Raw genomic sequence first — 25,417 nt, forward strand, 5'->3', positions numbered from 1 at the left:
GGGAAGCAGGGTGCCGCCACCGGGGAGCGGAGTTCCCTGGTCCCGTCGCCCGGTGCCGGCAGGCCCACCTCCCGTACCGCCACCGGATCCGCCGGGCCCCATAACACGCATACCCGGGGTGAGCGGCGGAGGGACCAGGCCTCCTCCACCCGACCCTCCCCCTCCGTCTCCCGACGAGGAGAGGTCGCCTCCGAGCCCATCGAACGTCCCCCCGGAGCCGGGCCCTCCGAGGCCGTCCCCCGAACCGCCGAGGTCACCCGAACCGCCGAGGTCGCCCGAGCCGCCCGTGATCTCCTGGCCTCCGGAACCACCGGGGATGTCGCTTCCACCGCTCTCGGGGGTCTGGTTCCCCAGATACTCGTCGATGATGTCCTGAGCCGTACGGTCACCACCGGGGCCGTTTCCACCGCCGCCGCCACCGTCGTTACCGCCACCGTCGCCGTTCCCCCCGAGGTCGCCGCTGCCGCCGTCACCGTTGAGGTACTTGTCGAGGAGATCCTGGATCGAGTCTCCGCCACCATCCCCGTCGTTGTCGCCGCCGCCGTTGAGCAGCTCATCCAGGCGCGTCCTCAGGTCGGTCTCGTCATCGCCGCCGCCGTTGAGCAGCTCATCCAGGCGCGTCCTCAGGTCACCGTCCCCGTCGTTGTCGCCGCCACCGCCGAACAACTCGTCGAGGATCGACTTGAGGTCGTTGTCGCCGGACCCGCCCGGCCCGTTGCCACCGGTCGTGTCGTTGGTGACCGGCGGCGGGACGTAGGGCCTGATGGACGAGGAGGAGCTCGAATAGGCACCGGAGACCGTGGTGATGCCGTCCAACACGACCTTGCGCAGGTCGGCCAGGCTGTTCCACCACCGGTCCTTGATCTCCGTCTCGAAGGTCTTCCACGTGGATTCCTGGTCGGTCGGCAGATCACGGATCCTGATGTTGCTGCCGGTACCGCCCACCGTGGTGACGTGGGGACGCTGCTCCTCCCACCAGGTACGGATGAGTCGTCGAGGACTGTGGTTCGGATCGCCGATCCACTTGTTGTACTCATCGATCACCGCGTCGATGTAGGTGGGGCTGACGGCGGCGCGCGCCGAGCTCACGGCGTCGGCCGCCGGGTCGAGCATGTTGCCGAGGCTCCGGAATTCGAGGGCCAGGCTCCTCATGTACTGGCCCAGGGCGGTGGCCCCCGCGCCCTCGAACTTCTCGTTGCCCGGGTCGAGTTCCTTGTACAGCGTCCAGAGTTCGTCGTAGCGGGCGTTGGCGAAGTCCCGGTAGTCTCCCAGGTCGGTCTGGATCCGGGTGAGAACGCTGTTGTTGTAGCTGGTGCTGCCCCTCTTGGAGTCGGCGGCGGCGTTGAGGATCGTGGGGAACCGGTCGATGAACCTCCCCCACACGGTGTCCCCGCGCTCCTTGATCGCGTCGTTGAGGTGGACGCCCGTGTACACGGCGAAACCCCGCTCGAAGCCGCCGAGCAGGTCGGCGTCGGAGGATCTGCTGTCGAAGCCGAACCACTCGTCCGCGTCCTTGGGGTCACCGACGTCCCAGAAGTAGCTGGCGAACCAGTTGGTGTCCTTCACCGCCTGGGCCGTGCCCATGGGAGGGACCGAACCGTCGCCCTCGAGATCGGCGAAGACGTTGATGGCGTGGGCCAGCTCTTCGCTGTCGGTGACGCCTTCTGCCTCGGGGACAGCGGGATCTGTCCCCTCCTTCTCTGGAAAGTCCTCGTCTGCCATGGAAGTTCCTCGGGGCGGAGTGGTGGAGGGATCCGGACGGTGAGCGGAGGACGGTGACGGGCCGCCTCCGCACGGGGCGTCCCGGGTCTACTTGGTGGGGTCCGTGGTGGTGTCCCCGGTGGTGGAGCCGCCGGTGGTGGAGCCGTTGTTCATGATGGTGTTGACCTTCGAGGCGTCCAGCTCGGCGTCGGACTCCAGCTTCTCGAAGAAGAGATCACTGTCCTGGATTCCGCTGTGCATCACGAGCAGGCGTTCCTCGAGCCTCGTGATCTCGGCGTGGAACTTCGTCAGGACACCGCTCACCTCGGCGGCGAGCACGGCGGCCGAGCCCATCAGGTCGCCGTTCCCGAAGGGGACGTTGATGGACTCCTTTCCGTAGTGTTCGGCGGAATCGCTCTTCTTCTCCGACACCGCCTGCTGCATCGGTCCGATGCGCTGCGAACCCAGGTTCTGGAGGTAGCCCTTGGTGACCCTGGTCTTCTCTGACACGTCCTGCCCCGTCCTCTCTCGTCCTGTCCGTCGTCGGACCTTCCACCGACCCGTCCCCGGCCGCGGCGCGGCCCGAGCGGACCCTCACCGCGGCCGAGGGAGACGGTCAGCGGCGGGAGTTCCAGTTACCGGCTTCCTGGAGGTCGCCCCGGCGGTAGCGTTCGGTGATGTCGCCCAGGGAGACCTGCGCGTGGCCGAGCAGCGCGCGCATGTCGGCGACGTTGCGGCGCCAGGCCAGCAGGCGCTGGTCGTACTGGTCGGCGGCCTCACCGACCCAGTCGGACTTGACCGCCTGGACCTTGGCGTCCAACTCGTTGATGGCCTGCTCGATGATGTCGGTCTGCTTGCGCAGGTCGATGCCGGCGTCGTCGGCACCGCTGTACTTGATCTCGAATCCGTCCATGGGTATGGCTCCGGTTTCTCTCGATGGTGCGCCCCGGTCGTGGGACGTTCGGGTCGGGTCGGATCGGGTCAGCGGGAGACGTCGGACTGGTTCGGGTTGAGCTGGCTGATCCAGTTGGCGGTCACCATGTTCTCGTCCTCCATGGCGTGGAAGTTGCGCTCGGTGCCGCCGAGGATGCCGATCATGTCGTTCATGTCGTTGGTGATCAGGCGCAGCTCTTCGAGCCACTTGACCAGCGCCGTGTCGTACTGACTGGCGGCGCCGCCCTGCCAGTTGCCGCCGAGCAGGTCCCGGACTCCGTCCACGCTGGTGTAGACGCCGTTGCAGGTGGTGTGGGCCGTCTCCATGGCGTCGCGGCCGGTCCGCATCGCCTGGTCGGTACTGCGCATCATCGACATGGGAGTCTCCTGATTCTGTTGGGGGTCACTGGGAAAGGCACCGGGGCTCCCCCGGTTCCGCGAGGGCACCGGCGGGTTCGGCGGCGTCCTGCGGGGTCAGATCGGGCCCGGTCGGGAGAAGGTCCAGTAGGGCGGTGGAGACCGCGGGAGCCTCACCGGGGGTGTAGCCCAGCATCCCGGCGGCGTCGGCGTCGGGCACCGGGTACTTGCTCCCGGTGTCGGTGATCAGGAAGTACGAGCCGCGCAGCGCCGACCCTCCCGCCGGGGTCGCCCTGACCAGACCGCCCTCCCCGGACGGGATGTCGATGAGGTCGGGGGCGGTGCAGGCGGCGGTGCTGCCCACCGTGGGCCGTGCGGCCCGGCCACCGATATCGGCCGGAGAGGTGAGCGCGAGCGCGAGCGCGCCGTCCCCCTGGTCGATGACGCACAGTGCCGCGCCCTGGGGGTCGGTCAGCGGGGGCGGTGTGGCGGGCAGGCCATCGCCGGTGATCGCGTCCTCGCCGGACAGGTGTGGGCGCAGCTCGTTGACGGTGAGCTCGATCGGTTCGGCTTCGCCGCCCCCGTAGGCCTCCTCCGCCGTGAGCGGGTGTCCCAGCAGCAGGCGGGCGTGGGTCGGATCGGTGGGGGTGAGGCCGTCCCCGGTGAGGACGTAGAACTGCTCGGAGCCGCTCTCGTTGGCCGGGACGGTGAAGACCTGTCCGATACGGGTGTCGGCGCCGCCCACACGCGGGCCGTCCTCGCCTCGTCCCTCGACGTCGAGCGCGGTGAGCCCGGGGCCGGCGGGCACGCCGTCCAGGACGGCCGCCGCGACGGGGTGGGGCACGACGGTGCCGTATCCCAGGGATTCCAGGGCGCCGTTCTCCTCGTCGACGGCCAGTCGGGCGCCCTGCCACAGCAGGTGGATCCCACCGCCGGGTCCTCGGACCAGGACACCGTCGTCCTCCCCGACGGGGGAACCGAACGGCGACCGGCCCAGGGTGAGCGAGGTCAGGGTCTCGACCCCTTCTCCGGTGTCGACGGTGGTCGCGCACACCTGCCAGACCATGGATCCCTCGGCGTCCGTGGCGGGAAGCCCGTCTGGCGCGCCGGGGATGCCCAGCGGGGATCCCACCGGGGTGCCTTCCAGGGAGTCGGCGTCGACCCGGACCGGGGTGGGGTTGGACGCCAGCAGCAGGGCCGAGGCCTGGTTGGTCACCGGCCAGAGGACGCCGTCCGAGAAGACGTACCGGCCCGCCCCGTCCTTGACGACGACGAGGGTCCCCTCGTTACGCCACGAGGTGGCGCCGCCGGGGAAGATCAGGCCGAAGACGAGGAAGCCCACGCACAGCAGCACCGCGAGGATGAGCCCGATGAGGGTGCCGTTGCGGGTACGCCGTAGGGGCGCCTCGACGGCGTTCGGGTCCGCGGCGGCCATGGCCGTGGAGAGCCGGCGCACCATGAACGAGTGCGCCTGTACCTGATCGCGACGGGTCTGCATCAGACCACCCGCCTTCCGGTACGCGTCATCCGCCGATCCCCCTCAGCAACGCCAGCAGCCCCAGGTTCGCGGGCACCAGGCACACCAGCACTATCGCGGCGAGGCTCTGGAAGAGTTCCCCGGCCCGTCCCCAGTGCGGGATGGGACGGTTCCCCGGCACGGACCAGGCGGCGAGGAGCAGCCCGAGCGCCGCGACCAAGAGCAGACCGAACAGGACCATGCGGGCCGTGTCGCCGCCGACGAGGCCGCCACCGACCGCCATCGCCACCAGCCCGTACGCGCCGGCGCCCAACAGGCACACCCGGTGCCACAGGCCGCTGAGACCGCGCGCCTGGAGCAGCAGGATCAGCGCGACGCAGACGCCCGCCGTGGAGGCCAGGCCTCCGGGGTGGGCGGCCAGCACGGTCATCGAGGCGGCGCACACCGCTCCGACGACGGCCAGAAGGCCACCGAGGTAGTGGTCCGCGCGCTGGGCGCGGGCGCGCACGTCGCGGGCCGGGTGGGGGTCGATGTACTCGCCCAACTGGTCGACACCGTCGGGCAGCGGGGGCAGACGCATCCCCGACAACCGGAAGGCCAGGGCCGGCGCGAACGAGCAGAGCAGCAGGACCAGCGCGGCGGCGGAGACCGCCACGCCCTGCGGCGGGGCGTTGTCCCAGAACATGAGCAGGGCGCCGGCGGCCGCGGTGAACAGGGCCGTGCCGATGATGGCCGTGAAGAAGGGCAGACAGGCGGCCACGGCGGCGATCGCGAGGACCGCCGCGCCGGTCGCCGTCGACGCCCCCGAGAGCATCCGCGCCCCGATGAGGGCGTTGCCGGGGTCTCCGCCGGGCAGCGTGGCCCCGGCGAAGGCCATGAACAGCACGGCGGAGCCACCGGTGACGGCGCCGGCGACGGGCGCGTCGAAGGCCCGGGCCGCGGCTCCGGCCGCGAGCAGGAGAAGCAGCCCCGTGGCCGCGGCGGTGGAGCCCGCGAGCCAGGTGGGGCCGAGCAGTGTCAGCAGGGCGAGGGCTCCGAGGAAGCCCACGGCGGCGGCGCCGGTCAATACCCGCCTGGAGACGACCGGCCCCCACCCGTCCGAACGCTCGGACAGCGTGTCGGCCACGCCGTCGACGAGGTCGTCGAAGTGGATCTCCGGCATCTGGTCGGCGCGCTCGCGCAGGTAGAGCGTCTCGCCATCGGTCAGGCCGAGCGTCTCGACCGTCTCGGACTCGTCCAAGGGCGGCGACCCCAGTCGCTGGAGCACCCAGCCGCCGTGTTCGAGTCCGCTCTCGTCGAGGTCCTCGGTCTCACCCTCCGCGTAGAGCAGGAACGTGGGCAGCAGCTCGGCCAACGGCAGGTCACAGGGGACCGCGATCTCGAAGGAGGCGTTGGGAGCTCGTACGACCAGACGGCACAGATCGGCGGCGACGACGTCCGACATCGGTCCTCCTCGCTGGACGACGGTGACTGGGCCGGTTTACGGGCATGGATAAACACACCCGTGGAGGGGACTCGACCGGGGGCACCATTCCTTTGCGGAACGGCTTGGGACGGCGCTCCCGTTCGTGAAATGCTGGGCTAGACTAGCACCACTTCCGGAATTCCGGACATGATGTTTCGGAAACTCCACCATCGGGATACCGGCGCTCATTTGAGCATCCGACACCCACCCTCCGGTAACCGAATCCGACTCTAGGGTTCGACCATTCACCCCCGCCGCAATTACACCGGGTCGGTCCGCCCGACACCCCCGCAGCGGACCCCGGCCGTCCTGGGGCAAGAGAAGGGATACGCCGATCAGCACCATCCTCGTCCGCAGGCCGGCCCGTCGCCCGGGCCCCGAACCGCCCGAGGGCGAGCTCTCGCTCCAGGAGCCGCCGGTCCTCCCCGAGCAGGAGAACAGCATCTCGGGGGTCTTCATGTACCTCCCGATGGCGCTGAGCTCCCTCGCCATGGTGATGATGTTCCTCCGACCGTCCGGGGCGGGCGCCCTGGGCACGGCGATGCCCTTCATCGCCGGTGGAATGATGCTCGTCGGGGCGGTGGCGATGGTCGGCGGCCAGATCCTGCGCGTACGGATCGAGCGCAGCCGCCGGATCTCGGGGGATCGCCGGGACTACCTGCGCTACCTCGGCCAGATGCGCCACCGCGTTCGGGACGTCGTGGTCGCCCAACGTGAGGCACGGGCGTGGAACGGCCCCGACCCGGACGCCCTGTGGTCGCTGGTGCGCACCAGCAGACTCTGGGAGCGCCGCGGGGCTCACGACGACTTCGCGGAGATCCGCATCGCCGTGGGCGAGCAGCCCCTCCAGACGCGCATCGCCCCGCTGTCGACCAAGCCAGTGGAGGATCTGGAGCCGCTCTGCGCGCACGCGCTGCGCCGGTTCATCAACGCCTACGGCACCGTCGCGGACTTGCCGGTATCCCTTTACCTCAGGGGGTTCGCACATCTCGGACTGTCCGGGGAAAGCGAATCCATCCGATCAATGGTGCGCGCGCTCGTGGGTCAGGTCACAGTTTTTCACGCGCCGGATGAATTGCGCGTGGTGGCTTGTGTGAACGACGAGCGAATGGCGGACTGGGAATGGATGAAATGGCTCCCGCATTGCATGCACCCGACGGAACGGGATGGAGCCGGTCCCGTCCGTCTGATCGCCTCCGACGCCATTGAGCTGGAAAGACTCGTCGGTCCGGAGCTGGCGGACCGTCCGCCCTTCGACCCTCAGGCGGTACCCGGGCGTGACGAGCCGTTCACGGTCATCATCGTCGACGGCGGAACCGTGCCGCAAGGGTCGAGATTGCTCAGCGGAGGCTTTCGCAACGCGATCGTGATCGAAGTGGGAACCGAGCGCATGTGGGATGGAGCACCCCATACCCTCTCACTCCGGGTCGAAAAGGACTCCATGGAGATGTGCGAGTTGGACCGCTCCGGACGCGAATCCTTCTCACATTTGGGTCGCCCCGACACCCTGGACCTGCACCGGGCGCGCGCCCTGGCCCGGATGATGGCGCCCTATCGGGTGAGCGTCTCCGCCGACGTGGTGGAACCACTGACCACGGACTTCGATCTCACCACCCTGCTGGGCATCCCGAACCTGCACACCTGGGACGCCGCCCGCGAGTGGGAGCGCGAACGTCCGGAGAGCCGGCTGCGGGTGCCCATCGGCATCGCGGCCTCGGGCGCCCCCTTGGAGTTGGACCTCAAGGAGTCGGCACTGGGCGGCATGGGCCCGCACGGAATGCTGATCGGCGCCACCGGTTCGGGCAAGAGCGAACTGCTGCGCACGCTCGTGCTGTCCCTGGCGCTCACCCACTCCTCGGAGCGGCTCAACTTCGTCCTGGTGGACTTCAAGGGCGGCGCCACGTTCATCGGTCTGGACGGGCTGTCCCACACCTCGGCGCTGATCACCAACCTGGCCGACGAGACCTCCCTCGTGGAGCGTATGCAGGACGCCCTGCACGGTGAGCTCGTCCGCCGTCAGGAGCTACTGCGTTCGGCGGGCAACTTCAGCTCGGTGCACGAGTACGAGAAGGGCCGCAGGAGCGACCCGACCATGGAGCCCATGCCCACGCTCTTCGTGATCGTGGACGAGTTCAGCGAGCTGCTCGCCGCCCACCGGGACTTCATGGAGCTATTCGTCATGATCGGCCGCCTCGGCCGAAGCCTGGGCGTGCACCTGCTGTTGGCCTCCCAGCGGTTGGACGAGGGTCGCATGCACCAGTTGGAGAGCCACCTCTCCTACCGGATCGCGCTGCGCACCTTCTCGGCGATGGAGAGCCGGGGCGTGCTCGGCGTGGCCGACGCCCACCAGCTCCCGCCGGCGCCCGGTTCGGGCTACCTCAAGTCCGACACCGAGGAGCTGACCCGGTTCAAGGCCGCCTACGTGTCGGGCCCCTACCGAGCCAAGCGCCGCGCGGCCCGATCGTCGACCGCCGCCCGTGAGATCACCCCGTTCCTGCCCGGTTACGTGGCCGGTCCGCCCGCCGTCGTGGCGGAACCCGAGCCGGAACCGGCGGAGGAGACGGACACGACCCTCCTGGAGACGGCGTTGGAGGCGGTGCGCGACGTCGGTCCGCCCGCCCGTCAGGTGTGGCTGCCGCCCCTGGGCCAGGCCCCCACCGTGGCGGAGATGCTGCGTTCCGAAGGGGCGACCTCACTGCCCGCCTGGGGCGCGGAGCCGGTACTGACCGTGCCGGTGGGCCTGGTCGACCGCCCCTTCGAGCAGCTGCGCACCCCGCTCACCGCCGACCTGCGCGGCGCGGGAGGGCACACCGCCGTCATCGGCGGACCGCAGAGCGGCAAGAGCACCCTCCTGGTCTCGCTGATCACCGCGTTGGCGCTCACCAACACGCCGGAACAGGTGCAGTTCTACATCCTGGACTTCGGTGGCGGCACTCTGCGCGGGGTCGCCGACCTGCCGCACGTGGGCGGGATCTGCGGCCGTATGGACGTCGAGAGGGTCACCCGTACCGTCGCGGAGATGACCGCGCTACTGGGTCGCCGCGAACAGTTCTTCGCCGATCACGGCATCGACTCGATCGGCGCCTACCGACGTCGAAGGGCGGCCGGGGAGTTCTCCGACCAGCCCTACGGCGACGTGTTCCTGGTCATCGACGGCTGGGCCACGGTGCGCTCGGACATGATCGACCTCATCGCCGACATCACCCAGATCGCCCAGCGCGGACTCAACTACGGCATCCATCTGATCGTGGCCTCGCCCCGTTGGGCCGACGTGCAGTCCAGCCTGCGCGACCTGCTGGTCACCCGGTTCGAGCTCCGTCTGGGCGACGCGGTGGACTCGGCGATCAACATGCGCCAGGCCGAGAAGGTCCCCCGGATCCCCGGACGCGGTCTGACCGCCGAGTTCAAGCACTTCCTGTCCGCCCTCCCGCACATGGAGGAGGGGCCGGAGGCGTCGGTGACCGATGTCGTGGAGACGATCAAGGAACGGTGGGACGGGCCGTCCGCGCCCCAGGTGCGGCTGCTGCCCCTGTCCCTTCCGGCGTCGGAGCTGCCCTCCCCCGAGGCCGGCCCGAAGATCGCGCTGGGTCTGGAGGAGCGGCGGCTGGAGCCGCTGTGGCACGACTTCTCCGTCCTGCCGCACCTGCTCGTGGTCGGGGACAACGAGAGCGGCAAGACCAACATCCTGCGGCTCGTCACCCGCACCATCCGGGAGCGGTACAGCGCCACCGAGGCCCGCGTGGTCGTGGTGGACCCCCGTCGCGGCCTGTTCAACGCGATCCCCGAGGAACAGCGCCTCGGTTACGCGGTGACCGGCGAGAGCGCCCGCGAGATGATGCAGGCCGCGGCCCAGGCGCTCAAGCCGAGGTTGCCCGGACCGGAGGTCACCCCCGAGCAGCTGCGCGAACGCTCCTGGTGGACCGGTCCGGAACTGTTCGTGGTCATCGACGACTACGACCTGTTGAGCTCCGGCGGTGGCGGCCCGCTGACGCCGCTCATGGAGATGCTGCCCCACGGTGCCGACATCGGCTTCCACCTGATCCTGGCGCGCGGCGCCGGTGGTTTCAGCCGCGCCATGGGCGAGCCGGTGCTGCGGATGCTCATCGACGCGAACACGCCCAGCATGGTGCTGTCCTGCCCGCCCTCCGAGGGTGTGCTCTTCGGGTCGCTGCGCCCGCAGCGTCTGCCTCCGGGCCGCGCGCTGCGCTTCGACCGCCGCGATCCGGTGAAGGTGCAGCTGGCGCTGGACCCGGAGACGGAGGAGGCGGCCGCCCGCGACTGACGGACGCGGGCCCGGTGAAGAGGAGACGACCGCTCGAGCGGTCGACGCTGGAGAGGAAGGGAAGGCCCCGTGTCGAACGGAGCGGAACGCGAGCGGCTTCGGTTCGGGGCCGGGATGGGTCTGACGGCCGCGCTGTTCCTGGTGGCGTCCGCACCCGCGGCGGCGGACGAGGTCCCGCCCGCGCTGTCGCAGGTGACACCCGAGCTGCCGGGGGACGCGTGCGCGCCTTCCTCGGAGGAGACGGTGGATCAGGAGCTGTGGACCGAGAACGCCCTGGGGCTGTCCCGAGCCCGTTCCGTCTCCTCCGGGGCCGGTGTCACCGTGGCCGTCGTCGGTTCGGGGGTGGACGATTCCTCGGCCGCGCTCGACGGGGCGGTGGAGGGGGCCGGTGAGGACTGCGTCGGGTTCGGGACCTTCCTCGCCGGGGTCGTCGCCGCCCGGCCTCTCCCGGACAGCGGTCTCGTGGGCGTGGCCCCGGAGGCCCGTGTACTGGCGGTGCCCATCACCGGCGCCCGGGGCGGTGCCGACGCCGACGCGGTCGCCGAGGGCATCACCGACGCCGTGGACGGCGGGGCGGACATCGTCCTCGTGGGCGTCGCCGTCCCCGTCGGGAGCTCCGCGCTCGAGGCCGCGGTGGACACCGCCGTCGAGGAGGACGTGCTGATCGTGGCCCCCTCCACCGCGCTCGTCCAACGCGAGGCCTACGCGGCGGTCCCCGCCGCACGCGGCGAGGTCCTGGGGGTGGCCGGTACCGACACGGACGGCTCTCTCCTGGTCGGCGGGGCCTCGGCGCCCGACCTCACCGCCCCCGGACAGTCGGTGCTGAGCCTGGCCCCCGGCGGTGACGGACACGCCGTGAGCGAGGGGGACACGGTCGCGGCGGCGTTCGTGGCCGGTGTGGCGGCGCTGGTGCGCTCGCACGACCCCGAACTGAGCGCGCCGCAGACGGCCGAGCGGCTGGTGCTGTCGGCGTACCCGGGTCCCGGGGCCGGTTTCGTCGACCCCGTGGGCGCTCTGACCAGGTTCCTGGGCCCCCGGTCGGGGGACGGCGTCGAGGAGGAACGGTTCGCGCTGGACCTGCCCATGGAGCCCACGAAGGGTCGTGTCATGGCCGTGGTCGGGGCGACCGCCCTGCTGGTGACGGTCTGCGCGGTCGGTGCCGCCGCGGTCCGCCGTCGCAAGGCCAAGGCGGCCGCCGCCCTCTGAGCCCCACGGTCTCCTCCGTCGACAAGGGCCCCGAGCACGTCTCAGGGGCCCTTCCCTCTCTCCCACCCCTGACATTCGTCACGGCGGTTTCATGACTCCTGATCCGGGTCCTCGAGCCGTGTCCGGTCCATCGTGGAGACATGACGACCACTACTCCGGTGATCGAGGTCCGTGCGCTCACCAAACGCTACGGAGAGGTACTCGCCGTCGACGATCTCTCGTTCACGGTGGAGAGCGGCCGTATCACGGGTTTCCTCGGCCCCAACGGCGCGGGGAAGTCGACGACCATGCGCATGCTGCTCGGTCTGCACGCCCCCACCTCGGGTGACGCATTCATTATGGGAAAGCGTTACCGGGAGCTCCGTGACCCGATGCGCGTCGTCGGCGCCCTGCTCGATCCCAAGTCCGCCCATCCCGGCCGTACCGGGCGCGATCATCTGCGCTGGCTCTGTAGGGGTGGGCGCATCCCACTGAAGCGCGCCGACGAGCTGCTCGGCCGGGTGGGGTTGGAGCACGCGGCCGACCGCAGGGTCGGCGGCTATTCGCTGGGCATGTGCCAGAGGCTGGGCATCGCCGCGATGCTCTTGGGCGACCCGGGCGCGCTCCTGTTGGACGAACCGCTCAACGGCCTGGACCCCCAGGGCATCGTGTGGCTGCGCGACCTGCTGCGCGGACTGGCCGACGAGGGGCGGACCGTGTTCCTGTCCAGCCACCTGATGAACGAGATGGAGGCCACGGCCGACCACGTCCTCGTCGTACGTTCCGGACGACTGGTCGCCGACGTCTCCGCGGCCGAACTGTCGCACCGTGCCGGCGGAGAGAGCGTTCGTGTGAGCAGCCCCGACGCCCGCGACCTGGAGACGCTCCTGCCCGCGTCGGCGACGGTCACCTGGAAGGAAGCGGACACGTTCACGGTGACCGGCGTGCCCGCCGCGGCCATCGGAGACCTGGCCGCCGCGCGGGGTATCGCCCTGCACGAGCTGGCCACCGATCGTATGCGGCTGGAGGACGCGTTCATGGAACTGACCGCTCGGCCCGAGAAGGAGGGACGGCGATGAGCACGGACGCGCAGGCCGAACAGGGTCGGGGCGGCTCCGTCCCGGCCGACACGGGCGCCGGTAGGAGCACGGGTTTCATCACGGCGTTGGCCGCCGAGTGGACCAAGCTGACCACGCTCCGTTCGATGCGTCGGGCCCCCGTGGCGTGCGCGGTGACGGGCGGGCTCGTGGCCGCCCTGTTCCTGCTGACCCTCGAGGCGACCGTGGGCACCCCGCTCTCCCAGCAGAGCGCGACCGAGGTGGCGAGCACCAGCGCGCTGGGGGCGGACGCCGCCGCGCTGCTGATCATCGTCCTCACCGCGGCCTTCGCCACCTCCGAGCACGGCACCGGGCTGATCGCCTACACGTTGACCGTCACCCCGGGGCGTGGACGGCGGTTGGCCGCCGCCGCGACGGCCGTCGGTGTGTGGGGCCTGCTGTGCGGTGTCCTGGCCGCTCTGACCGCCTACGCGGTCGGACAGGCCGTGGCCCTGGGGGCGGGCGCGCCCGTGGTCGGCCCGACCGACCCCGCGACCGCGAGAATGCTGGCGGGGGCGGCTCTGATGTCCCCGTTCTACGCCGTCGTGGCTCTGGCCGCCGCCGAGGCGACCCGTTCCCTGCCGGGAGGTGTCGCCGGAGCACTGGCCGTGCTCGTGGCCCCCACCCTGATGTCCTGGGTTCCGAGCGGGGCCCTCGATCCGCTCCTCCCCTTCACCCCCGCCGAGGCCCTGCACGCGGTGGGCGGTGTGGGCGGCCCCGACGCCCTGGGGCCGTTCGCGGGGTCGGCGGTCCTGGGTGTCTGGCTCGTGGTGATCCTGTTCGCCACCCGGTTCGCCGCGAACCGCGACGTCTGATCGGGTCGGCGCCGACCTTCCCGGCGCCGACCCGATCACCCGCTCACAACCAGCCGCGTTCGTCGGCCACCATCGCCGCCTCGGAGCGGCTCCGGGTCCCGGTCTTGCCGATGGCCGAGGACAGGTGGTTGCGAACGGTGCCCTCGCTCAGGCACAACCGGGCGGCCGTCTCCGAGACGACCCGACCGGCCAGGACCTCCCGGAGCACCTCCCGCTCTCGCGGGGTCAGCGGGTTGACGCCGTACGCCAACGACTCGGTGGCCAGCACCGGGTCGACCACCCTGAACCCGGCGCCGACCCTGCGCACCGCCTCGACCAGCTCCTCCGGGGGCGCGTCCTTGACCACGTAGCCGAGAGCGCCCGCCGCCATCGCGCGTGCCAGATAGCCCGGCCGGCCGAACGTGGTGCAGATCAGGACGCGACACTCGGGTACGCGGCTCCTGATCTCGGCGGCGGCCTCCAACCCGTCCTTGCCCGGCATCTGGATGTCGAGCAGCGCCACGTCGGGCCGGGTCCGGCGGGCCTCGGCCACGGCCTCGTCGCCGGTCCCGGCCTGGGCGACGACGGTGATGTCGGATTCGAGTTCGAGCATGGAGGCGAGCGCGCCGCGCACCAACGCCTGGTCGTCCGCGAGAAGAAGCCTGATCACCGTGTGTCCTCGTCCTTCGCTCCGTCGTCGTGGGCCGCCGGGAGTTCGGCCCTCAGGAGGAAGCCGCCGTCGGGTCCGCGTCCGACGCTCAGCGTCCCGCCCTTCTCGGCCATCCGTTCCTCCAGTCCGCGCAGACCGTTGCCCTTGCGGATCGGCCCCCGGCCGGGGCCGTCGTCCTTCACGACCACCCAGTCCCGGCCCAGGCGCACTTCGAGTTCCCGGGCGCCGGAGTGGCGCACCGCGTTGGTGATCCCCTCCCGCACCACGTATCCGAAGAGCTCCCGCGCCTCGGGGTGGACGTCGTCCACGGCCTGGGGAAGCCGGCCCTCGATCCCGGCCGAACGCAGTACCGTGCCGGCCGCGGCCAGCTCGCCGGCCAGGGTCGTCACGCGGTAGCCCGACACCGTTCCGCGAACGTCCGCGAGCGCCTGCCGGGCGATCAGCTCCACCTCGCGCGCCTCCGCCGCCTCGGCCTCCCTACCGGATTTCTCCAAAATCCTGCGCAGGAGCCCCGTCTTGACCGTGATGGTGGTGAGGCTGTGGCCGAGGATGTCGTGCAGGTCCCGGGCGAACCGCTCGCGCTCCTCGACGACGGCGAAGGCGGCGATCCGGTCGCGGGCCCGGCGCAGCTCGGCGTTGGCCTCGACCAGCCGGATGAAGAGGATCATCGCGACCCCGACCGAGGAGAGCAGCAGCAGCTCGGACAGGGTCTCGCCGATGACGCCGGTCGTGAACGCGGCGACGGCGAGCGCGGCCACCACCACGACGACCACGCTCCCCGCGAACGCGGTCCGGGTGAACGCGATGATCACGCAGAGCGCGAAGACCAGGACCCAGGCGTTCTGGAGCCCCATGAAGAGGACGAGGGCCGCTCCGAGGGCCAGGAGCGTCACGCACATCGACATGCGCGCGATCCACGACCTGGTCTCTCCCAGGGCCACGAAGAGGAGGGAGAAGGCGACGTAGGCGATCCCGATCCCCTGCGCCCAGGCCCGCCGGTCCAGGGCCAGGTCACCGATCACGACGAACGCGTAGGGGAGCATGAGCAGGCCGAACACCAGGCTCAGCCCCGCCGACGCCCAGAGCACACGGCCGCCGCGCAGGTAGGACGGCGGCTCGAAGAGGCGCCGGACGGACCGTACGGCCCGTCGCCCGCCGGCCACGTGGTCCCTCGTTCCGGAACTTGTCATGGGAGGGGTCGTTCAGGTTCGGGCCGGGTCATGGCGGGGACGCCGGACGACGGCCGGGGAGAGTACGACGGCCCATGCTACAAGCACCCCCACCACGAGGATCGTGTCGACGCTCGATGGACCGGCGAGGTCCTTCTCCGCCGCGTTCGGAGGCGGCCCCGGCTCCGGGGCCCTTGACCGATGAGACGTGAACCACTACTTTGCGGGGAACGTCGACCCATGGCCATCGAAAGGAGGCGACCCGCCGATGCACACCGGTCAGGATCTCGGTCGCCTCGCCCAGCGCACGGTCTGGGTTCCGGGTCGAATCGCGCACGGCTGCTGAACGCGCCGTCCTGAGGTGTCCCCTCATGGGCACCCGTCTGTTCTCTTCCTTCTTCGCGGCGCCCCGCCGCCGTGTGCCCTTCCGCGCCCGTCCCCCTCCTGTGGCGCGCCCGAACACAGAAAGCCACGTGACCATGGCGAACACGACGTATCGACCGAGCGCTCACCGAAACGACGGCCCGTCATGGTAGCGGCGAGGATCACGGTCAACGGGGAGGAGACACCGCTCTCCCCGGCCCCCGCGCACACGACGGTGTTGGACCTGCTCCGCGAACGCGGTCTCACCGGGACCAAGGAGGGCTGCGCCGAGGGCGAGTGCGGGGCCTGTTCGGTCCTGGTCGCCCGCCCCGGCGTGGACCGGCCCACCGACTGGGTGGCGGTCAACGCCTGTCTGATCCCGGCCGCCGCCCTCGATGGTCAGGAGATCGTCACCTCCGAGGGTCTGGCCACCCTGGGTGAGCCGGGAAGGCCGCCCCGGCTGCATCCGGTCCAAGAGGAGATGGCGGTCCGCGGCGGCTCCCAGTGCGGCTACTGCACGCCTGGCTTCGTATGCAGCATGGCCGCCGAGTACTACCGGCCCGGCCGTTGCGCGCACGCGGACGCCTCCGCCTCGGACGACCCTGAGCACGGTCCGAACGGTTTCGACCTGCACGCGTTGAGCGGGAACCTGTGCCGTTGCACCGGCTATCGTCCGATCCGCGACGCGGCGTTCGCCGTGGGAGAGCCCACCGACGAGGACCCTCTGGCGCGCCGCCGTGAAGAGGAGCCTCCCGCTCCGGTCGCCACCGAGTACGTCCGGGAGGGCCGGGAGTTCCTGCGTAAGGAGACCCTGGCCGAGACGGTGCGGGTTCTGCGCGAGCTACCCGAGACGGTGGTGGTCGCGGGCAGCACCGACTGGGGTGTGGAGGTGAACATCCGCTCCCGCAGGGCGGACCGCGTGATCGCGATCGACCGGCTGCCCGAGCTGCGGGAACTGCGCGTGGAGTCCGACCACATCGAGATCGGGGCGGCGCTGACGCTCACCGAGGTCGAACGCCGGCTCGACGGCGCCGTCCCGCTGCTGGCGGAACTGTTCCCGCTCTTCGCCTCCCGGCTCATCCGTAACAGCGCGACCCTCGGCGGGAACCTGGGCACCGGCTCCCCCATCGGCGACGCTCCGCCCACGCTTCTCGCGCTGGAGGCGTCGGTGGTGCTCACCGACGCCGACGGTGAACGCGAGGTGCCCTTGTCCGACTACTTCACCGGCTACCGGCGGAGCGTGCGCCGCCCCGACGAGCTGATCCGCGCGGTGCGCGTCCCTCTTCCGCTGTCGCCGGTCGTGGCCTTCCACAAGATCGCCAAGCGTCGCTTCGACGACATCTCCAGCGTGGCGGTCGCCTTCGCCCTCGACATCGAGGACGGGATCGTCCGCAAGGCGCGGATCGGCCTGGGCGGTGTGGCCGCCACGCCGATCCGGGCCCTGGCCGCCGAGGCCGCTCTGGAGGGCGGGTCCTGGTCGGTGGAGAACGTCGAGGCCGCGGCCCGGGTGCTCCAGGGCGAGGGCACCCCGATGAGCGACCACCGCGCCGGCGCCGAGTACCGCTCGGCGATGCTCGGCCAGAGCCTGCTGAAGCTGTACGCGCAGACCACCGAGGCGGTGTCGTCATGAGTCACCTGTCAGAACGTCCCGAGAACCCCGTCGTCGGTCTCTCGGTGCCCCATGAGAGCGCGACCCTGCACGTCACCGGCGCCGCGCTCTACACCGACGACCTGGTCCACCGGACCAAGGACGTGCTGCACGCGCACCCGGTCCAGGTCATGACCGCCCACGGCCGGATCACCGCTCTGCGCACCGACGCGGCACTGGCCGTGCCCGGCGTGGTCCGGGTGCTGACCGGCGCCGACGTGCCCGGGATCAACGACGCCGGGATGAAGCACGACGAGCCGCTGTTCCCCGACGAGGTCATGTTCCACGGCCACGCGGTGGCCTGGGTGCTCGGCGAGACGCTGGAGGCGGCCCGGCTCGGCGCGGAGGCCGTCGAGGTGGAGGTCGAGGAGCTGCCCTCCCTGGTGACGGTGCGGGAGGCGATCGAGGCCGACAGCTTCCACGGCGCCCGCCCCGTCCTCCTGAGCGGCGACGTGGATTCCGGGCTCGCCGACTCCGCCCACGTGTTCTCCGGCGAGTTCTCCTTCTCCGACCAAGAGCACTTCTACCTGGAGACGCACGCGGCGCTGGCGCAGGTCGACGAGGCCGGGCAGGTGTTCGTGCAGAGCAGCACCCAGCACCCCTCGGAGACCCAGGAGATCGTCGCGCACGTGCTCGGGCTGCACAGCCACGAGGTGACCGTGCAGTGTCTGCGCATGGGCGGCGGCTTCGGCGGTAAGGAGATGCAGCCGCACGGGTTCGCGGCGATCGCCGCGCTCGGCGCCGTGCTGACCGGCCGTCCGGTGCGGCTGCGTCTCGACCGGACCCAGGACCTGACCATGTCCGGCAAGCGGCACGGGTTCCACGCCGAGTGGCGGATCGGTTTCGACGACGACGGCCGGATCCGGGCCCTGGACGCCACCCTGACGGCGGACGGCGGTTGGAGTCTGGACCTGTCCGAACCGGTGTTGGCCCGCGCGCTGTGCCACATCGACAACACCTACTGGGTCCCCAACGCGCGCGTGGCCGGACGGATCGCCAGGACCAACAAGGTCTCCAACACGGCCTTCCGCGGTTTCGGCGGCCCTCAGGGCATGCTGGTCATCGAGGACATCATGGGCCGCTGCGCCCCGCTGCTCGGGCTGGACCCGATGGAGCTGCGGGAGCGCAACTTCTACCGGAAGGGACAGTCGACCCCCTACGGGCAGCCGGTCGTGCGGCCCGACCGGATCACCGCGGTCTGGGAGCGGGTCAAGGACGACGCGGACCTCGACGGACGTCGGCGTGAGATCGCCGCCTTCAACGCCGCCCACCCGCACATCAAGAGGGCGATCGCGGTCACCGGCCTGAAGTTCGGGATCTCGTTCAACCTCACCGCCTTCAACCAGGGCGGCGCGCTGGTGTTGATCTACAAGGACGGTTCGGTCCTGATCAACCACGGCGGCACCGAGATGGGGCAGGGCCTGCACACCAAGATGTTGCAGGTCGCCGCGACCTCGCTGGGGGTGCCCCTGGAGAAGGTGCGGCTGGCGCCCACGCGGACCGACAAGGTGCCCAACACCTCCGCCACCGCCGCCAGCTCCGGCACGGACCTCAACGGCGCGGCGGTGAAGAACGCCTGTGAACAGCTCGTCGAACGGCTGTCCCAGGTGGCCGCCACCCGTCTGGGAGTGAACCCGTCGGACGTGCGCATCGTCGACGGCGTCGCCCGGGCCCTGGGCGTCGACGAGGAGCTGGCCTGGGACGATCTGGTCCGCACCGCCTACTTCCAGCGGGTGCAGTTGTCGGCGGCCGGTTTCTATCGGACCGAGGGGCTGCACTGGGACGCGAAGACGTTCAAGGGCTCGCCCTTCAAGTACTTCGCCCACGGCGCCGCCGCGACCGAGGTCGAGGTGGACGGTTTCACCGGCGCCTACAGGGTCCGACGGGTCGACATCGTCCACGATGTGGGCGACAGCCTCTCCCCGATGATCGACGTCGGGCAGGTCGAGGGCGGCTTCGTGCAGGGCGCGGGCTGGCTGACCTTGGAGGACATGCGTTGGGACACCGGTGACGGACCGAACCGGGGCCGGCTGCTGACCCAGGCGGCGAGCACCTACAAGCTGCCGAGCTTCTCGGAGATGCCCGAGGAGTTCAACGTGGCGCTCTTGGAGGACGCCACCGAGGAGGGCGCGGTCTACGGTTCCAAGGCCGTGGGCGAGCCCCCGCTGATGTTGGCGTTCTCGGTGCGGGAGGCGTTGCGGCAGGCCGCGGCCGAGTTCGGGCCGGGCGGGGTCGGCGTCGAGCTGGCGTCGCCCGCGACACCCGAGGCGGTGTACTGGGCGATCCAGGCGGCCCGTCGTGGCCATGACCTCCTCGCCGACGAGGGCCGTGTCCGCGACGACGTGGAAGCGCTGAGCGGTGCCTGACATGACGTGGATCGCCGCGGTCGCAGGGTTGCGGGAACGCCGGGAGTTCGGCGTGCTCGCGACCGTCGCGACCGTGCGCGGCCACGCCCCGCGCGACGCCGGGGCCAAGCTCGTCGTGGGACGGACCGAGACGTGGGGGTCGATCGGCGGCGGCAACGTCGAGGCGGTCGTGATCGACCGGGCCCGGGAGATGATCGCCGTCTCCGGTACGGAACCGGAGCTGATCGACTTCGCCCTGAACGACAAGGTCACCGGCCCGCACGGGGTGCAGTGCTGCGGCGGCACGGTCTCGGTGCTGCTCGAACCGTTGCCGACGGTACGGGCGGTGGCGATCTTCGGCGTCGGTCACGTCGGCCTGGAGCTGGCGCGCGTCCTGGCCCGACAGGATCTCGACCTGCACCTGGTCGACAGCCGCTCCGAGATGCTGACCGAGGAGCGGCTCTCCGTGCTGGCGGACGCGGTGGCGCGGGTCCGCGCGCACCACACGCCGCTGCTCCCGGAGGAGGTCCTGGAGGGTCTGCCGCCCGGGGCCCACGTCCTGATCATGACCCACGATCACGCCGAGGACGCCGCGCTGTGCGACGCCGCCCTGCGCACGACCCATCTCGGTTCCATCGGGCTGATCGGCTCGTCGGCCAAGTGGGCGCGGTTCCGCCGACGCCTCGCCTCCGAGGGCGGTCATGACGAGGAGGTCATCGATCGGATCAAGACCCCGATCGGGCTGCCCGACGTCACCGGCAAGGATCCGGCGACGATCGCCGTGAGCGTGGCCGCCGACCTGCTGCGGACCTTCGAGGCCGAGACGGACTGAGCCGGAGTCGGGGGGACGCCGTCGTACAGCCAAGTGCGCGGCGGGCCCACCGTGAAGGTCGCTCTCGGGGCCGCCGCTTCGGAGGCCTCGATGGTCGGAGGCCGCACCCGAGGGGCGATGCCCTTCGGGTGCGGCCCCCGCGGAGGGTCCCGATCGGAGCCTGCGGGTCTCCAGTCCCGCGGCTCCGACATCCAGCCGGCCCTCACGTTCTACGCCGCTCCGCGTCCGGGTCTCGGACGCACCGGGAACATCACCACCGATGCGTGCGTGAGCGGCACCGACACCCCTCGCCGAGGGTGTCCGTTCACATGGTCATCGTCCGGGCTCGGTGAGCAGGCGTTGGACGTCGGCCTTGAAGTAGCGGCGATGGCCGCCGAGGGTGCGGACCCAGCGCAGTCTTCCTTCCTGGGCCCACAGGCGGACGGTCTTAGGGTCCACCCGGAAGGCCTGGGCGACTTCCTGCGGGGTGAGCAGGTCCATGGGGTCGACATCCGGCTGCGTCATGTTCTTCTCTCAGGGGGTCGTTATCGGGGGTCGTGGAAAAACGTGGTCGTTCAGCGTGTCCGTGTCCGGGCGGCGTGCAGTGCGGCCAGTACTTGGACCAGGCGTCCTTCGGCGTCGTCCAGCAGGGCGTTTCTGCGGGCTTGGCTGTTGCCGGCCCACTGGGCGCGGGTGAGGTAGCGGGCGGCGTCCTCGGCCGCGCTAGCCCCGGCCAGCAGGGTGGGACCGTAGGCCGGGCGGGCGGCCTGGTCCCACGCGGCGCGGGTGCCCTCGACCTGTCGGCGTCGTGTCTGGAGGGGTAGTTGGGCCTGGTCCCAGAGCAGGTAAGCCTGTTCCCGTCCTTCTTGGTCGGCTTCGTAGGCGTCGAGTAGGCGGATCATCAGCTCGTGGGAGGGGCGGATGCGTCCGGTCTCGATCCGCGAGACCGTCGACTGATCCACCCCCGAGAGTCGGTATCCGCTCAGCCCGGCCGCCTTGCGCAACCGCTTCAGGTGGACGCCGAGGGCTTTCTTGGACTCGGTGCACAGGGAGTCCGCGTCATGTTCGTTCACTCGAAGACTCCAGATCGGAGAAGGGAGGCGGGTGATCGAGCCAGGCGGGCGGGCCCCGGAAGGGCGCTCGTGGGAGCGCCCCTCTGAGGCACCGGCCGAGTGTTCCGCGGTCTGCGGCACAGGGCTTTTCCACAGCCGCATCAGCAGGGCCGAGTGGTTCCGGTGAGGGTGGTCAGGGCGGCGATCGGTGGCTCTCCCCGCCCCGGGTCGTTCGGTGGCGAGGCGTGCCACCGCCACCCTGCGATCTCGAAGAGCTTCCGTAGCCCGTCCGGCTCGCGTGCCACCAGCCGGGTGTCCGCGCCCTGTTCTTGGGCTTGGCCTGTGTAGATGTCGGCGGCTCCGTTCATCCCGGACAGGTGGGTGATCCCCCATCCGCTGCCCGGAGCCAGCCGGGAGGCCAACGCCTCCACCAACCCTGTGACCTCGGAGTCTTGGAGGTGGTCGAGGGTCAGGGTGGAGAGCACCCCCACCGGCACCGACAGATCCAGATGCTCACCCAGTGCCGAAGCGAGGATCTTCGGATAGCGCAGATCGAGGTCGAGGACGTGCACGTTGCCTCCCCGAACCCGAGCCGGATGCTCCCACCACGCCCGCGCCGCCGCCAAGGCGGCCAGGTCGTGGTCGACATAGACCGTCCGGGCTCGCGAGCCCCACAGCACTCGGCCGCGTTCGTGCGGGGCTCGGCGCATCGTCGGTAGCCCACAGCCCAGATCGATCACCTGGGGGAAGGAGTGGCAGACCGCGTCGACCACGCCTTCGCGGGCCTTGCGGTGCACCAACATCTGCCCCGCCAGGCCGGGTGAGGCCTCGGCCATGCGCACCGCAACGTGGCGGTCCTGGCTCCAGGAATCTTTGCCGTAGTCCAGGTAGTCGAACGTCCGGGCCGCGTTGGTCAACGCCCATTCCTCACGATCCAACAAAGTGCCGCTACGGGCCGCGCCCCAGGCCGGAGGCTTCTGCGTTTCAGCGCGCATCACGCCTCCTCTGGGTGCGCTCGGCCGGCGGGCCGGGCGGCATCCCGTAGTGGGCGCGCAGGCGGGACTCCAGCATTTCTGGGGTGGGTTCGATCTGGCTGCGCCAGGGGGCGCGAGGGTGGTGGTGGGTGGCCAGCCAGAACCGTCCGGTCCAGGCGATCTTGTGCGTACGCCCCCAGCGAGCGGTGAGCTCGGCCAACACCTGGGCGGGAGGAGCCCAGGTGTCTCCGTACTCGTCCATGTGCGAGCCCTCGTGCGTGCGAGCCCGGACGCAGCGGCGGGTGCGGCCGGCCGAGGTCAGGTGGGCTTCTAAGCAGGACCGGTTCACGAGACGACCCCCTCGGTTTCGGTGAGCCGGTCGAGCAGGGCGATCGCCGCCGCAAGGTCACCGGAGGAGAGCGCCACCGACAACGCGGCCCGCGCCTGACACACCCGCGCCCGAAGAAGCGCGGGGTGATGCTCGCCCAGATATGCGGCGGGGGTGACGGCCGGGACCGAGGAGAGCGAGGAGCCGGCGGGCCCGGAACGAGAACGCGAGCAGAGGGGCACCGAAGGGCTGGACGACCCGAGTGCGCTGGTCTGCCGGGACGATCCGGAAGTGCCGGCGGACCTGTTGGGCGTGACGGGAGTGGGGAGTCGGAGAGCGTCGCTCAGGGCGGACAGGAACGCCTCGGTCTGGATATCCATCATGCTCACGCCACCTCCGGCAGGTTCCGCAGCCCGGTCAACACCCGTTCCAACAGCGGGGTCTCTGTCGTGCTGAGGGCTTCGAGAGGCCGACGCGGCCGAGGCACGAACACCGGGGTCAGGGAGGGAGCACGTGAGGGAGCGGGGGTCGAGGAGAGCAGGTCGAGGACGTAGCTCCTCACCCGCCGAGCCGCACGGCGATGTCGTCGGGCAGGGGGCTTCAGGGAACGGGGCGCCATAGCGCACACCTCTTCTCAGGGAGCCGGATGGGAGGTCCGGCAGCTGCATTGGGTGCAACCATCATCACCATTGGCGGCCAAATTTGCAATGCCAATGAGAAGATCCTGTGCACAATGCTCCCCCAGAACCTCCTGAAAATAGATTGGTGGACGGTGAAATGTCCAAGGGTGCGAAGATCGACGTAGGATCTGCCCGTAGGAGTCGACCCCGAAGGAGCCCTGACGTGTCCGGATCACCAACCGTGCGCAGACGGCGTCTCTCGCACCTCCTGAAAGAACTGAGGGAAGCGAAGGGGTTCACTGCCCAGCACGTGACAGACACTCTCGGCTGGTCACGCGGAAAACTCACCCACATCGAACAAAACCAGTGGAAACGACCCAACCGGCGAGACATCGAGGACCTACTCGACATCTACGAGGTCACCGACACTGAACGGCGCGACGCAGCGTTGTCCTTGGTTCGCCAATCACGCCAACAGGGCTGGTGGGTTAGTTACAGCGACGTGTGGGGCGGAGGAACGTTCGTCGGGCTAGAGGCTGAGACCCGCAGTATCCGCACCTTCGAAGCGCTGGCCATCCCTGGCCTACTTCAAACCGAGGAGTACGCCCGTACCGTCATCAAAGCGGGTGGGTTCACCGACGAAGACGAGATCGATCGTCGCGTCCAAGCTCGTATGATCCGCAAGCAAGTCCTTGCCGGTCCGGATGCGCCGCTGTACTGGGCCGTGGTGGACGAGGCCGCACTGCGAAAGAGCCTCCGTGGGCAACTCGAACACCTACTAGATGTACAGAGCCCACGGTTGGGGGTCCAGGTGATACCTGACAGCGTGGGGCCGCATGCGGCGCTGACGGCGCCGTTCGTCATCATGGATTTCCCGGAACCCGACCCGAGCACTGTGTACGTGTCCACCTGGTCTGATGAACTGTTCCTAGAGAAGCCGGTGCACCTGGAGCAGTACGAAAGCCTGTGGCGGCACATCACGGCGTCCGCCCTGTCCGTCGAGGACTCCCGGGCGCTGATCCGGGACCTGATCGCGACGAAGTAGAAAGCGAACCCACATGAGCATTTCCCACCCCACCCCTACCGGATGGCACAAGAGCAGCTACAGCGGCGCCCGTGACCAGAACTGCGTAGAGGTCGCCGAGATGCCCTCGGCTGCGGCCATGCGCGACACCCAGAACCGCGATGCTGGCTATCTGACCTTTGCCGCGTCGGAGTGGACTGCGCTGCTTGGCACCATCCGCTAGTAGGCCCCACAGACACGAAGAGGCCCCCGGTCCTCGGACTGGGGGCCTCCCGTATGCATTACCCAATGCATTTCCCACGACCACTGTACCCGGCTACGTTCACACCGGGGAAGGACCAAGGTCTTCTCAGGTCTCCGTCTCCTGCTGGCCGAGCTAGGGCATCTGGGAAGTCCGGTCGCGACTGTTCTCTACCGTTCCTGAACCCGCGGGTTACCCTGAGGCTCCCCCAGCACCCGACTCAGGAGCGATGGACGATGCCACTCCCCCAGGCCGAAGCCCTCACCTTCCGCAAGTCCAGCTACAGCGGGTCCGGTGACAACTGCGTCGAGGTCGCCGACATCCCCGGCACCTCCGCCATCCGCGACTCCCAGAACCCCACCTCAGGACACCTCACCTTCAGCAGCAGCGAATGGACCGCACTCCTCACCACCACCCGCCGCGCAGAGGCCCACCATGCCTGAGACCCCCCACCCCCTGAACTTCCGCAAATCCAGCTACAGCAGTACTCATCGCGACTGCGTCGAGGTCGCCGATACCCCCGGCACCTCCGCCATCCGCGACACCAAGCGAAGGTCGGACGGCCACCTGCCCTTCCCCACCAACGAATGGGCAGCCTTCCTCACCACCCTCACCCGATAACCCCCAAAACCAACCAGGCCCCGGAAGCACCAGCTCCCGGGGCCTCCCACGCCCAAAAACAACCCCACATCCGCGGGGAGCAGCTAGCCCCAGCCACTGCGAAGGTCACCGCCGAGGGCCCATCCCCGCGTGCGCGGGGCTCAGCAGAACCCAACCTTTCGGGTGCCGGTGTACTACGGTCCATCCCCACGTGCGTGGGGCTCAGACCGCAGCCCGCGCCGACGCGAGCGCGATCCTCGGTCCATCCCCGCGTGCGCGGG

At 70.2% G+C, this 25,417-nt stretch carries 24 protein-coding genes and 1 pseudogene; 11 read left to right on the forward strand and 14 right to left on the reverse strand.

Annotation, left to right across the window (positions count from 1 at the left end; genetic code table 11):
- From TR33_RS27405 to eccD, 6 genes and pseudogenes are all read right to left on the reverse strand, one after another.
- A pseudogene (locus tag TR33_RS27405) lies at window positions 1–1,722 on the reverse strand (hypothetical protein); the annotation flags it as partial.
- An 87-nt stretch (window positions 1,723–1,809) separates the two neighbouring features.
- The gene (locus TR33_RS08630; protein WP_017534385.1) at window positions 1,810–2,211 is read right to left on the reverse strand and encodes a hypothetical protein; all 402 of its coding nucleotides are present in this window, start codon (window positions 2,209–2,211) and stop codon (window positions 1,810–1,812) included.
- A 106-nt stretch (window positions 2,212–2,317) separates the two neighbouring features.
- A complete protein-coding gene (locus tag TR33_RS08635; RefSeq protein ID WP_017534384.1) occupies window positions 2,318–2,614 on the reverse strand; it encodes a WXG100 family type VII secretion target in 297 nt (98 codons plus the stop codon).
- 68 nt (window positions 2,615–2,682) lie between these two features.
- Window positions 2,683–3,012, reverse strand: a complete 330-nt coding sequence (locus TR33_RS08640; RefSeq protein ID WP_014911019.1) for a WXG100 family type VII secretion target — start codon at window positions 3,010–3,012, stop codon at window positions 2,683–2,685.
- A 25-nt stretch (window positions 3,013–3,037) separates the two neighbouring features.
- Window positions 3,038–4,489 (reverse strand): type VII secretion protein EccB, encoded by a 1,452-nt coding sequence (eccB, locus tag TR33_RS08645; RefSeq protein WP_042282565.1) that lies wholly within the window; start codon window positions 4,487–4,489, stop codon window positions 3,038–3,040.
- 25 nt (window positions 4,490–4,514) lie between these two features.
- On the reverse strand, window positions 4,515–5,912 hold the full coding sequence (gene eccD / locus TR33_RS08650; protein ID WP_014908538.1) for a type VII secretion integral membrane protein EccD: 1,398 nt from the start codon (window positions 5,910–5,912) through the stop codon (window positions 4,515–4,517).
- A 355-nt stretch (window positions 5,913–6,267) separates the two neighbouring features.
- On the opposite strand from eccD, the gene TR33_RS08655 reads away from it, so the two are divergent.
- The 4 genes from TR33_RS08655 to TR33_RS08670 all read left to right on the forward strand — a co-directional run bounded on the left by TR33_RS08655 (window position 6,268) and on the right by TR33_RS08670 (window position 13,312).
- Window positions 6,268–10,215, forward strand: coding sequence for a type VII secretion protein EccC (locus TR33_RS08655; protein ID WP_026124973.1), 3,948 nt, complete (start codon window positions 6,268–6,270; stop codon window positions 10,213–10,215).
- Between the two features lie 69 nt (window positions 10,216–10,284).
- Window positions 10,285–11,421: a S8 family serine peptidase gene (locus tag TR33_RS08660; protein WP_017534381.1), complete on the forward strand. Its 1,137-nt coding sequence runs from the start codon at window positions 10,285–10,287 to the stop codon at window positions 11,419–11,421.
- Between the two features lie 158 nt (window positions 11,422–11,579).
- A complete protein-coding gene (locus TR33_RS08665; protein ID WP_042282568.1) occupies window positions 11,580–12,479 on the forward strand; it encodes an ABC transporter ATP-binding protein in 900 nt (299 codons plus the stop codon).
- Window positions 12,476–13,312: an ABC transporter permease gene (locus tag TR33_RS08670; protein WP_042282570.1), complete on the forward strand. Its 837-nt coding sequence runs from the start codon at window positions 12,476–12,478 to the stop codon at window positions 13,310–13,312. Before TR33_RS08665 ends, TR33_RS08670 begins: the two co-directional genes overlap by 4 nt.
- A 43-nt stretch (window positions 13,313–13,355) precedes the next feature.
- Here TR33_RS08670 and TR33_RS08675 read toward each other — a convergent pair whose 3' ends face one another.
- Together TR33_RS08675 and TR33_RS08680 are read right to left on the reverse strand one after the other, a co-directional pair.
- Window positions 13,356–13,961 carry a response regulator transcription factor gene (locus TR33_RS08675; protein ID WP_014910940.1) on the reverse strand — a complete coding sequence of 202 codons (606 nt, stop codon included), beginning with the start codon at window positions 13,959–13,961 and terminating at the stop codon, window positions 13,356–13,358.
- Window positions 13,958–15,151 (reverse strand): sensor histidine kinase, encoded by a 1,194-nt coding sequence (locus tag TR33_RS08680; RefSeq protein WP_234305787.1) that lies wholly within the window; start codon window positions 15,149–15,151, stop codon window positions 13,958–13,960. The genes TR33_RS08675 and TR33_RS08680 overlap by 4 nt, the downstream gene beginning before the upstream one ends.
- Before the next feature lie 508 nt (window positions 15,152–15,659).
- Here TR33_RS08680 and TR33_RS08685 point away from each other — a divergent pair.
- The 3 genes from TR33_RS08685 to xdhC are packed head-to-tail and all read left to right on the forward strand — an operon-like array spanning window position 15,660 to window position 20,318.
- Window positions 15,660–17,123: a xanthine dehydrogenase small subunit gene (locus TR33_RS08685; protein ID WP_042282574.1), complete on the forward strand. Its 1,464-nt coding sequence runs from the start codon at window positions 15,660–15,662 to the stop codon at window positions 17,121–17,123.
- Window positions 17,120–19,507 carry a xanthine dehydrogenase molybdopterin binding subunit gene (gene xdhB, locus TR33_RS08690; RefSeq protein ID WP_042282576.1) on the forward strand — a complete coding sequence of 796 codons (2,388 nt, stop codon included), beginning with the start codon at window positions 17,120–17,122 and terminating at the stop codon, window positions 19,505–19,507. The genes TR33_RS08685 and xdhB overlap by 4 nt, the downstream gene beginning before the upstream one ends.
- A 1-nt stretch (window position 19,508) precedes the next feature.
- On the forward strand, window positions 19,509–20,318 hold the full coding sequence (gene xdhC, locus TR33_RS08695) for a xanthine dehydrogenase accessory protein XdhC (protein ID WP_017534376.1): 810 nt from the start codon (window positions 19,509–19,511) through the stop codon (window positions 20,316–20,318).
- 312 nt (window positions 20,319–20,630) lie between these two features.
- On the opposite strand, the gene TR33_RS08700 is transcribed toward xdhC, so the two are convergent.
- The 6 genes from TR33_RS08700 to TR33_RS25940 all read right to left on the reverse strand — a co-directional run bounded on the left by TR33_RS08700 (window position 20,631) and on the right by TR33_RS25940 (window position 23,213).
- Complete coding sequence (locus TR33_RS08700; RefSeq protein WP_014908989.1) at window positions 20,631–20,798, reverse strand: BldC family transcriptional regulator; 168 nt, start codon at window positions 20,796–20,798, stop codon at window positions 20,631–20,633.
- Window positions 20,799–20,872: 74 nt separating this feature from the next.
- Window positions 20,873–21,370, reverse strand: coding sequence for a helix-turn-helix domain-containing protein (locus tag TR33_RS08705; protein ID WP_042282577.1), 498 nt, complete (start codon window positions 21,368–21,370; stop codon window positions 20,873–20,875).
- 140 nt (window positions 21,371–21,510) lie between these two features.
- Entirely contained in the window at window positions 21,511–22,344 is an 834-nt protein-coding gene (locus TR33_RS08710; protein WP_234305788.1) for an SAM-dependent methyltransferase, read from the reverse strand.
- Window positions 22,334–22,585, reverse strand: a complete 252-nt coding sequence (locus TR33_RS08715) for a hypothetical protein (RefSeq protein ID WP_017534372.1) — start codon at window positions 22,583–22,585, stop codon at window positions 22,334–22,336. Before TR33_RS08715 ends, TR33_RS08710 begins: the two co-directional genes overlap by 11 nt.
- A gap of 83 nt (window positions 22,586–22,668) precedes the next feature.
- Window positions 22,669–23,034 (reverse strand): hypothetical protein, encoded by a 366-nt coding sequence (locus TR33_RS08720; protein ID WP_084570230.1) that lies wholly within the window; start codon window positions 23,032–23,034, stop codon window positions 22,669–22,671.
- 2 nt (window positions 23,035–23,036) lie between these two features.
- Window positions 23,037–23,213, reverse strand: a complete 177-nt coding sequence (locus tag TR33_RS25940; RefSeq protein WP_234305789.1) for a hypothetical protein — start codon at window positions 23,211–23,213, stop codon at window positions 23,037–23,039.
- Between the two features lie 281 nt (window positions 23,214–23,494).
- Between TR33_RS25940 and TR33_RS08725 the strand changes: the two genes are divergently transcribed.
- The 4 genes from TR33_RS08725 to TR33_RS08740 all read left to right on the forward strand — a co-directional run bounded on the left by TR33_RS08725 (window position 23,495) and on the right by TR33_RS08740 (window position 25,157).
- A complete protein-coding gene (locus TR33_RS08725; protein ID WP_042282581.1) occupies window positions 23,495–24,316 on the forward strand; it encodes a helix-turn-helix domain-containing protein in 822 nt (273 codons plus the stop codon).
- A 13-nt stretch (window positions 24,317–24,329) separates the two neighbouring features.
- Window positions 24,330–24,518: a DUF397 domain-containing protein gene (locus TR33_RS08730; RefSeq protein WP_042282582.1), complete on the forward strand. Its 189-nt coding sequence runs from the start codon at window positions 24,330–24,332 to the stop codon at window positions 24,516–24,518.
- A 254-nt stretch (window positions 24,519–24,772) separates the two neighbouring features.
- Window positions 24,773–24,979: a DUF397 domain-containing protein gene (locus TR33_RS08735; protein ID WP_042282584.1), complete on the forward strand. Its 207-nt coding sequence runs from the start codon at window positions 24,773–24,775 to the stop codon at window positions 24,977–24,979.
- The gene (locus tag TR33_RS08740; protein WP_042282585.1) at window positions 24,972–25,157 is read left to right on the forward strand and encodes a DUF397 domain-containing protein; all 186 of its coding nucleotides are present in this window, start codon (window positions 24,972–24,974) and stop codon (window positions 25,155–25,157) included. Before TR33_RS08735 ends, TR33_RS08740 begins: the two co-directional genes overlap by 8 nt.
- Window positions 25,158–25,417 lie beyond the last annotated feature (260 nt).

This window comes from Nocardiopsis alba (assembly GCF_000710955.1).
In the GTDB taxonomy this organism is placed as follows: domain Bacteria; phylum Actinomycetota; class Actinomycetes; order Streptosporangiales; family Streptosporangiaceae; genus Nocardiopsis; species Nocardiopsis alba.

Bases quoted from the DNA above. Each gene is read 5' to 3' on its own strand.
- xdhC (WP_017534376.1), top strand. From the start codon at position 19,509: ATGACGTGGATCGCCGCGGTCGCAGGGTTGCGGGAACGCCGGGAGTTC.
- TR33_RS08635 (WP_017534384.1), bottom strand. From the start codon at position 2,614: ATGGACGGATTCGAGATCAAGTACAGCGGTGCCGACGACGCCGGCATC.
- TR33_RS08680 (WP_234305787.1), bottom strand. From the start codon at position 15,151: ATGACAAGTTCCGGAACGAGGGACCACGTGGCCGGCGGGCGACGGGCC.
- eccB (WP_042282565.1), bottom strand. From the start codon at position 4,489: ATGCAGACCCGTCGCGATCAGGTACAGGCGCACTCGTTCATGGTGCGC.
- eccD (WP_014908538.1), bottom strand. From the start codon at position 5,912: ATGTCGGACGTCGTCGCCGCCGATCTGTGCCGTCTGGTCGTACGAGCT.
- TR33_RS08720 (WP_084570230.1), bottom strand. From the start codon at position 23,034: ATGATGGATATCCAGACCGAGGCGTTCCTGTCCGCCCTGAGCGACGCT.
- TR33_RS08685 (WP_042282574.1), top strand. From the start codon at position 15,660: ATGGTAGCGGCGAGGATCACGGTCAACGGGGAGGAGACACCGCTCTCC.
- TR33_RS08740 (WP_042282585.1), top strand. From the start codon at position 24,972: ATGCCTGAGACCCCCCACCCCCTGAACTTCCGCAAATCCAGCTACAGC.
- xdhB (WP_042282576.1), top strand. From the start codon at position 17,120: ATGAGTCACCTGTCAGAACGTCCCGAGAACCCCGTCGTCGGTCTCTCG.
- TR33_RS08640 (WP_014911019.1), bottom strand. From the start codon at position 3,012: ATGTCGATGATGCGCAGTACCGACCAGGCGATGCGGACCGGCCGCGAC.
- TR33_RS08710 (WP_234305788.1), bottom strand. From the start codon at position 22,344: ATGCGCGCTGAAACGCAGAAGCCTCCGGCCTGGGGCGCGGCCCGTAGC.
- TR33_RS08670 (WP_042282570.1), top strand. From the start codon at position 12,476: ATGAGCACGGACGCGCAGGCCGAACAGGGTCGGGGCGGCTCCGTCCCG.
- TR33_RS08715 (WP_017534372.1), bottom strand. From the start codon at position 22,585: ATGGACGAGTACGGAGACACCTGGGCTCCTCCCGCCCAGGTGTTGGCC.
- TR33_RS08730 (WP_042282582.1), top strand. From the start codon at position 24,330: ATGAGCATTTCCCACCCCACCCCTACCGGATGGCACAAGAGCAGCTAC.
- TR33_RS08700 (WP_014908989.1), bottom strand. From the start codon at position 20,798: ATGGACCTGCTCACCCCGCAGGAAGTCGCCCAGGCCTTCCGGGTGGAC.
- TR33_RS08735 (WP_042282584.1), top strand. From the start codon at position 24,773: ATGCCACTCCCCCAGGCCGAAGCCCTCACCTTCCGCAAGTCCAGCTAC.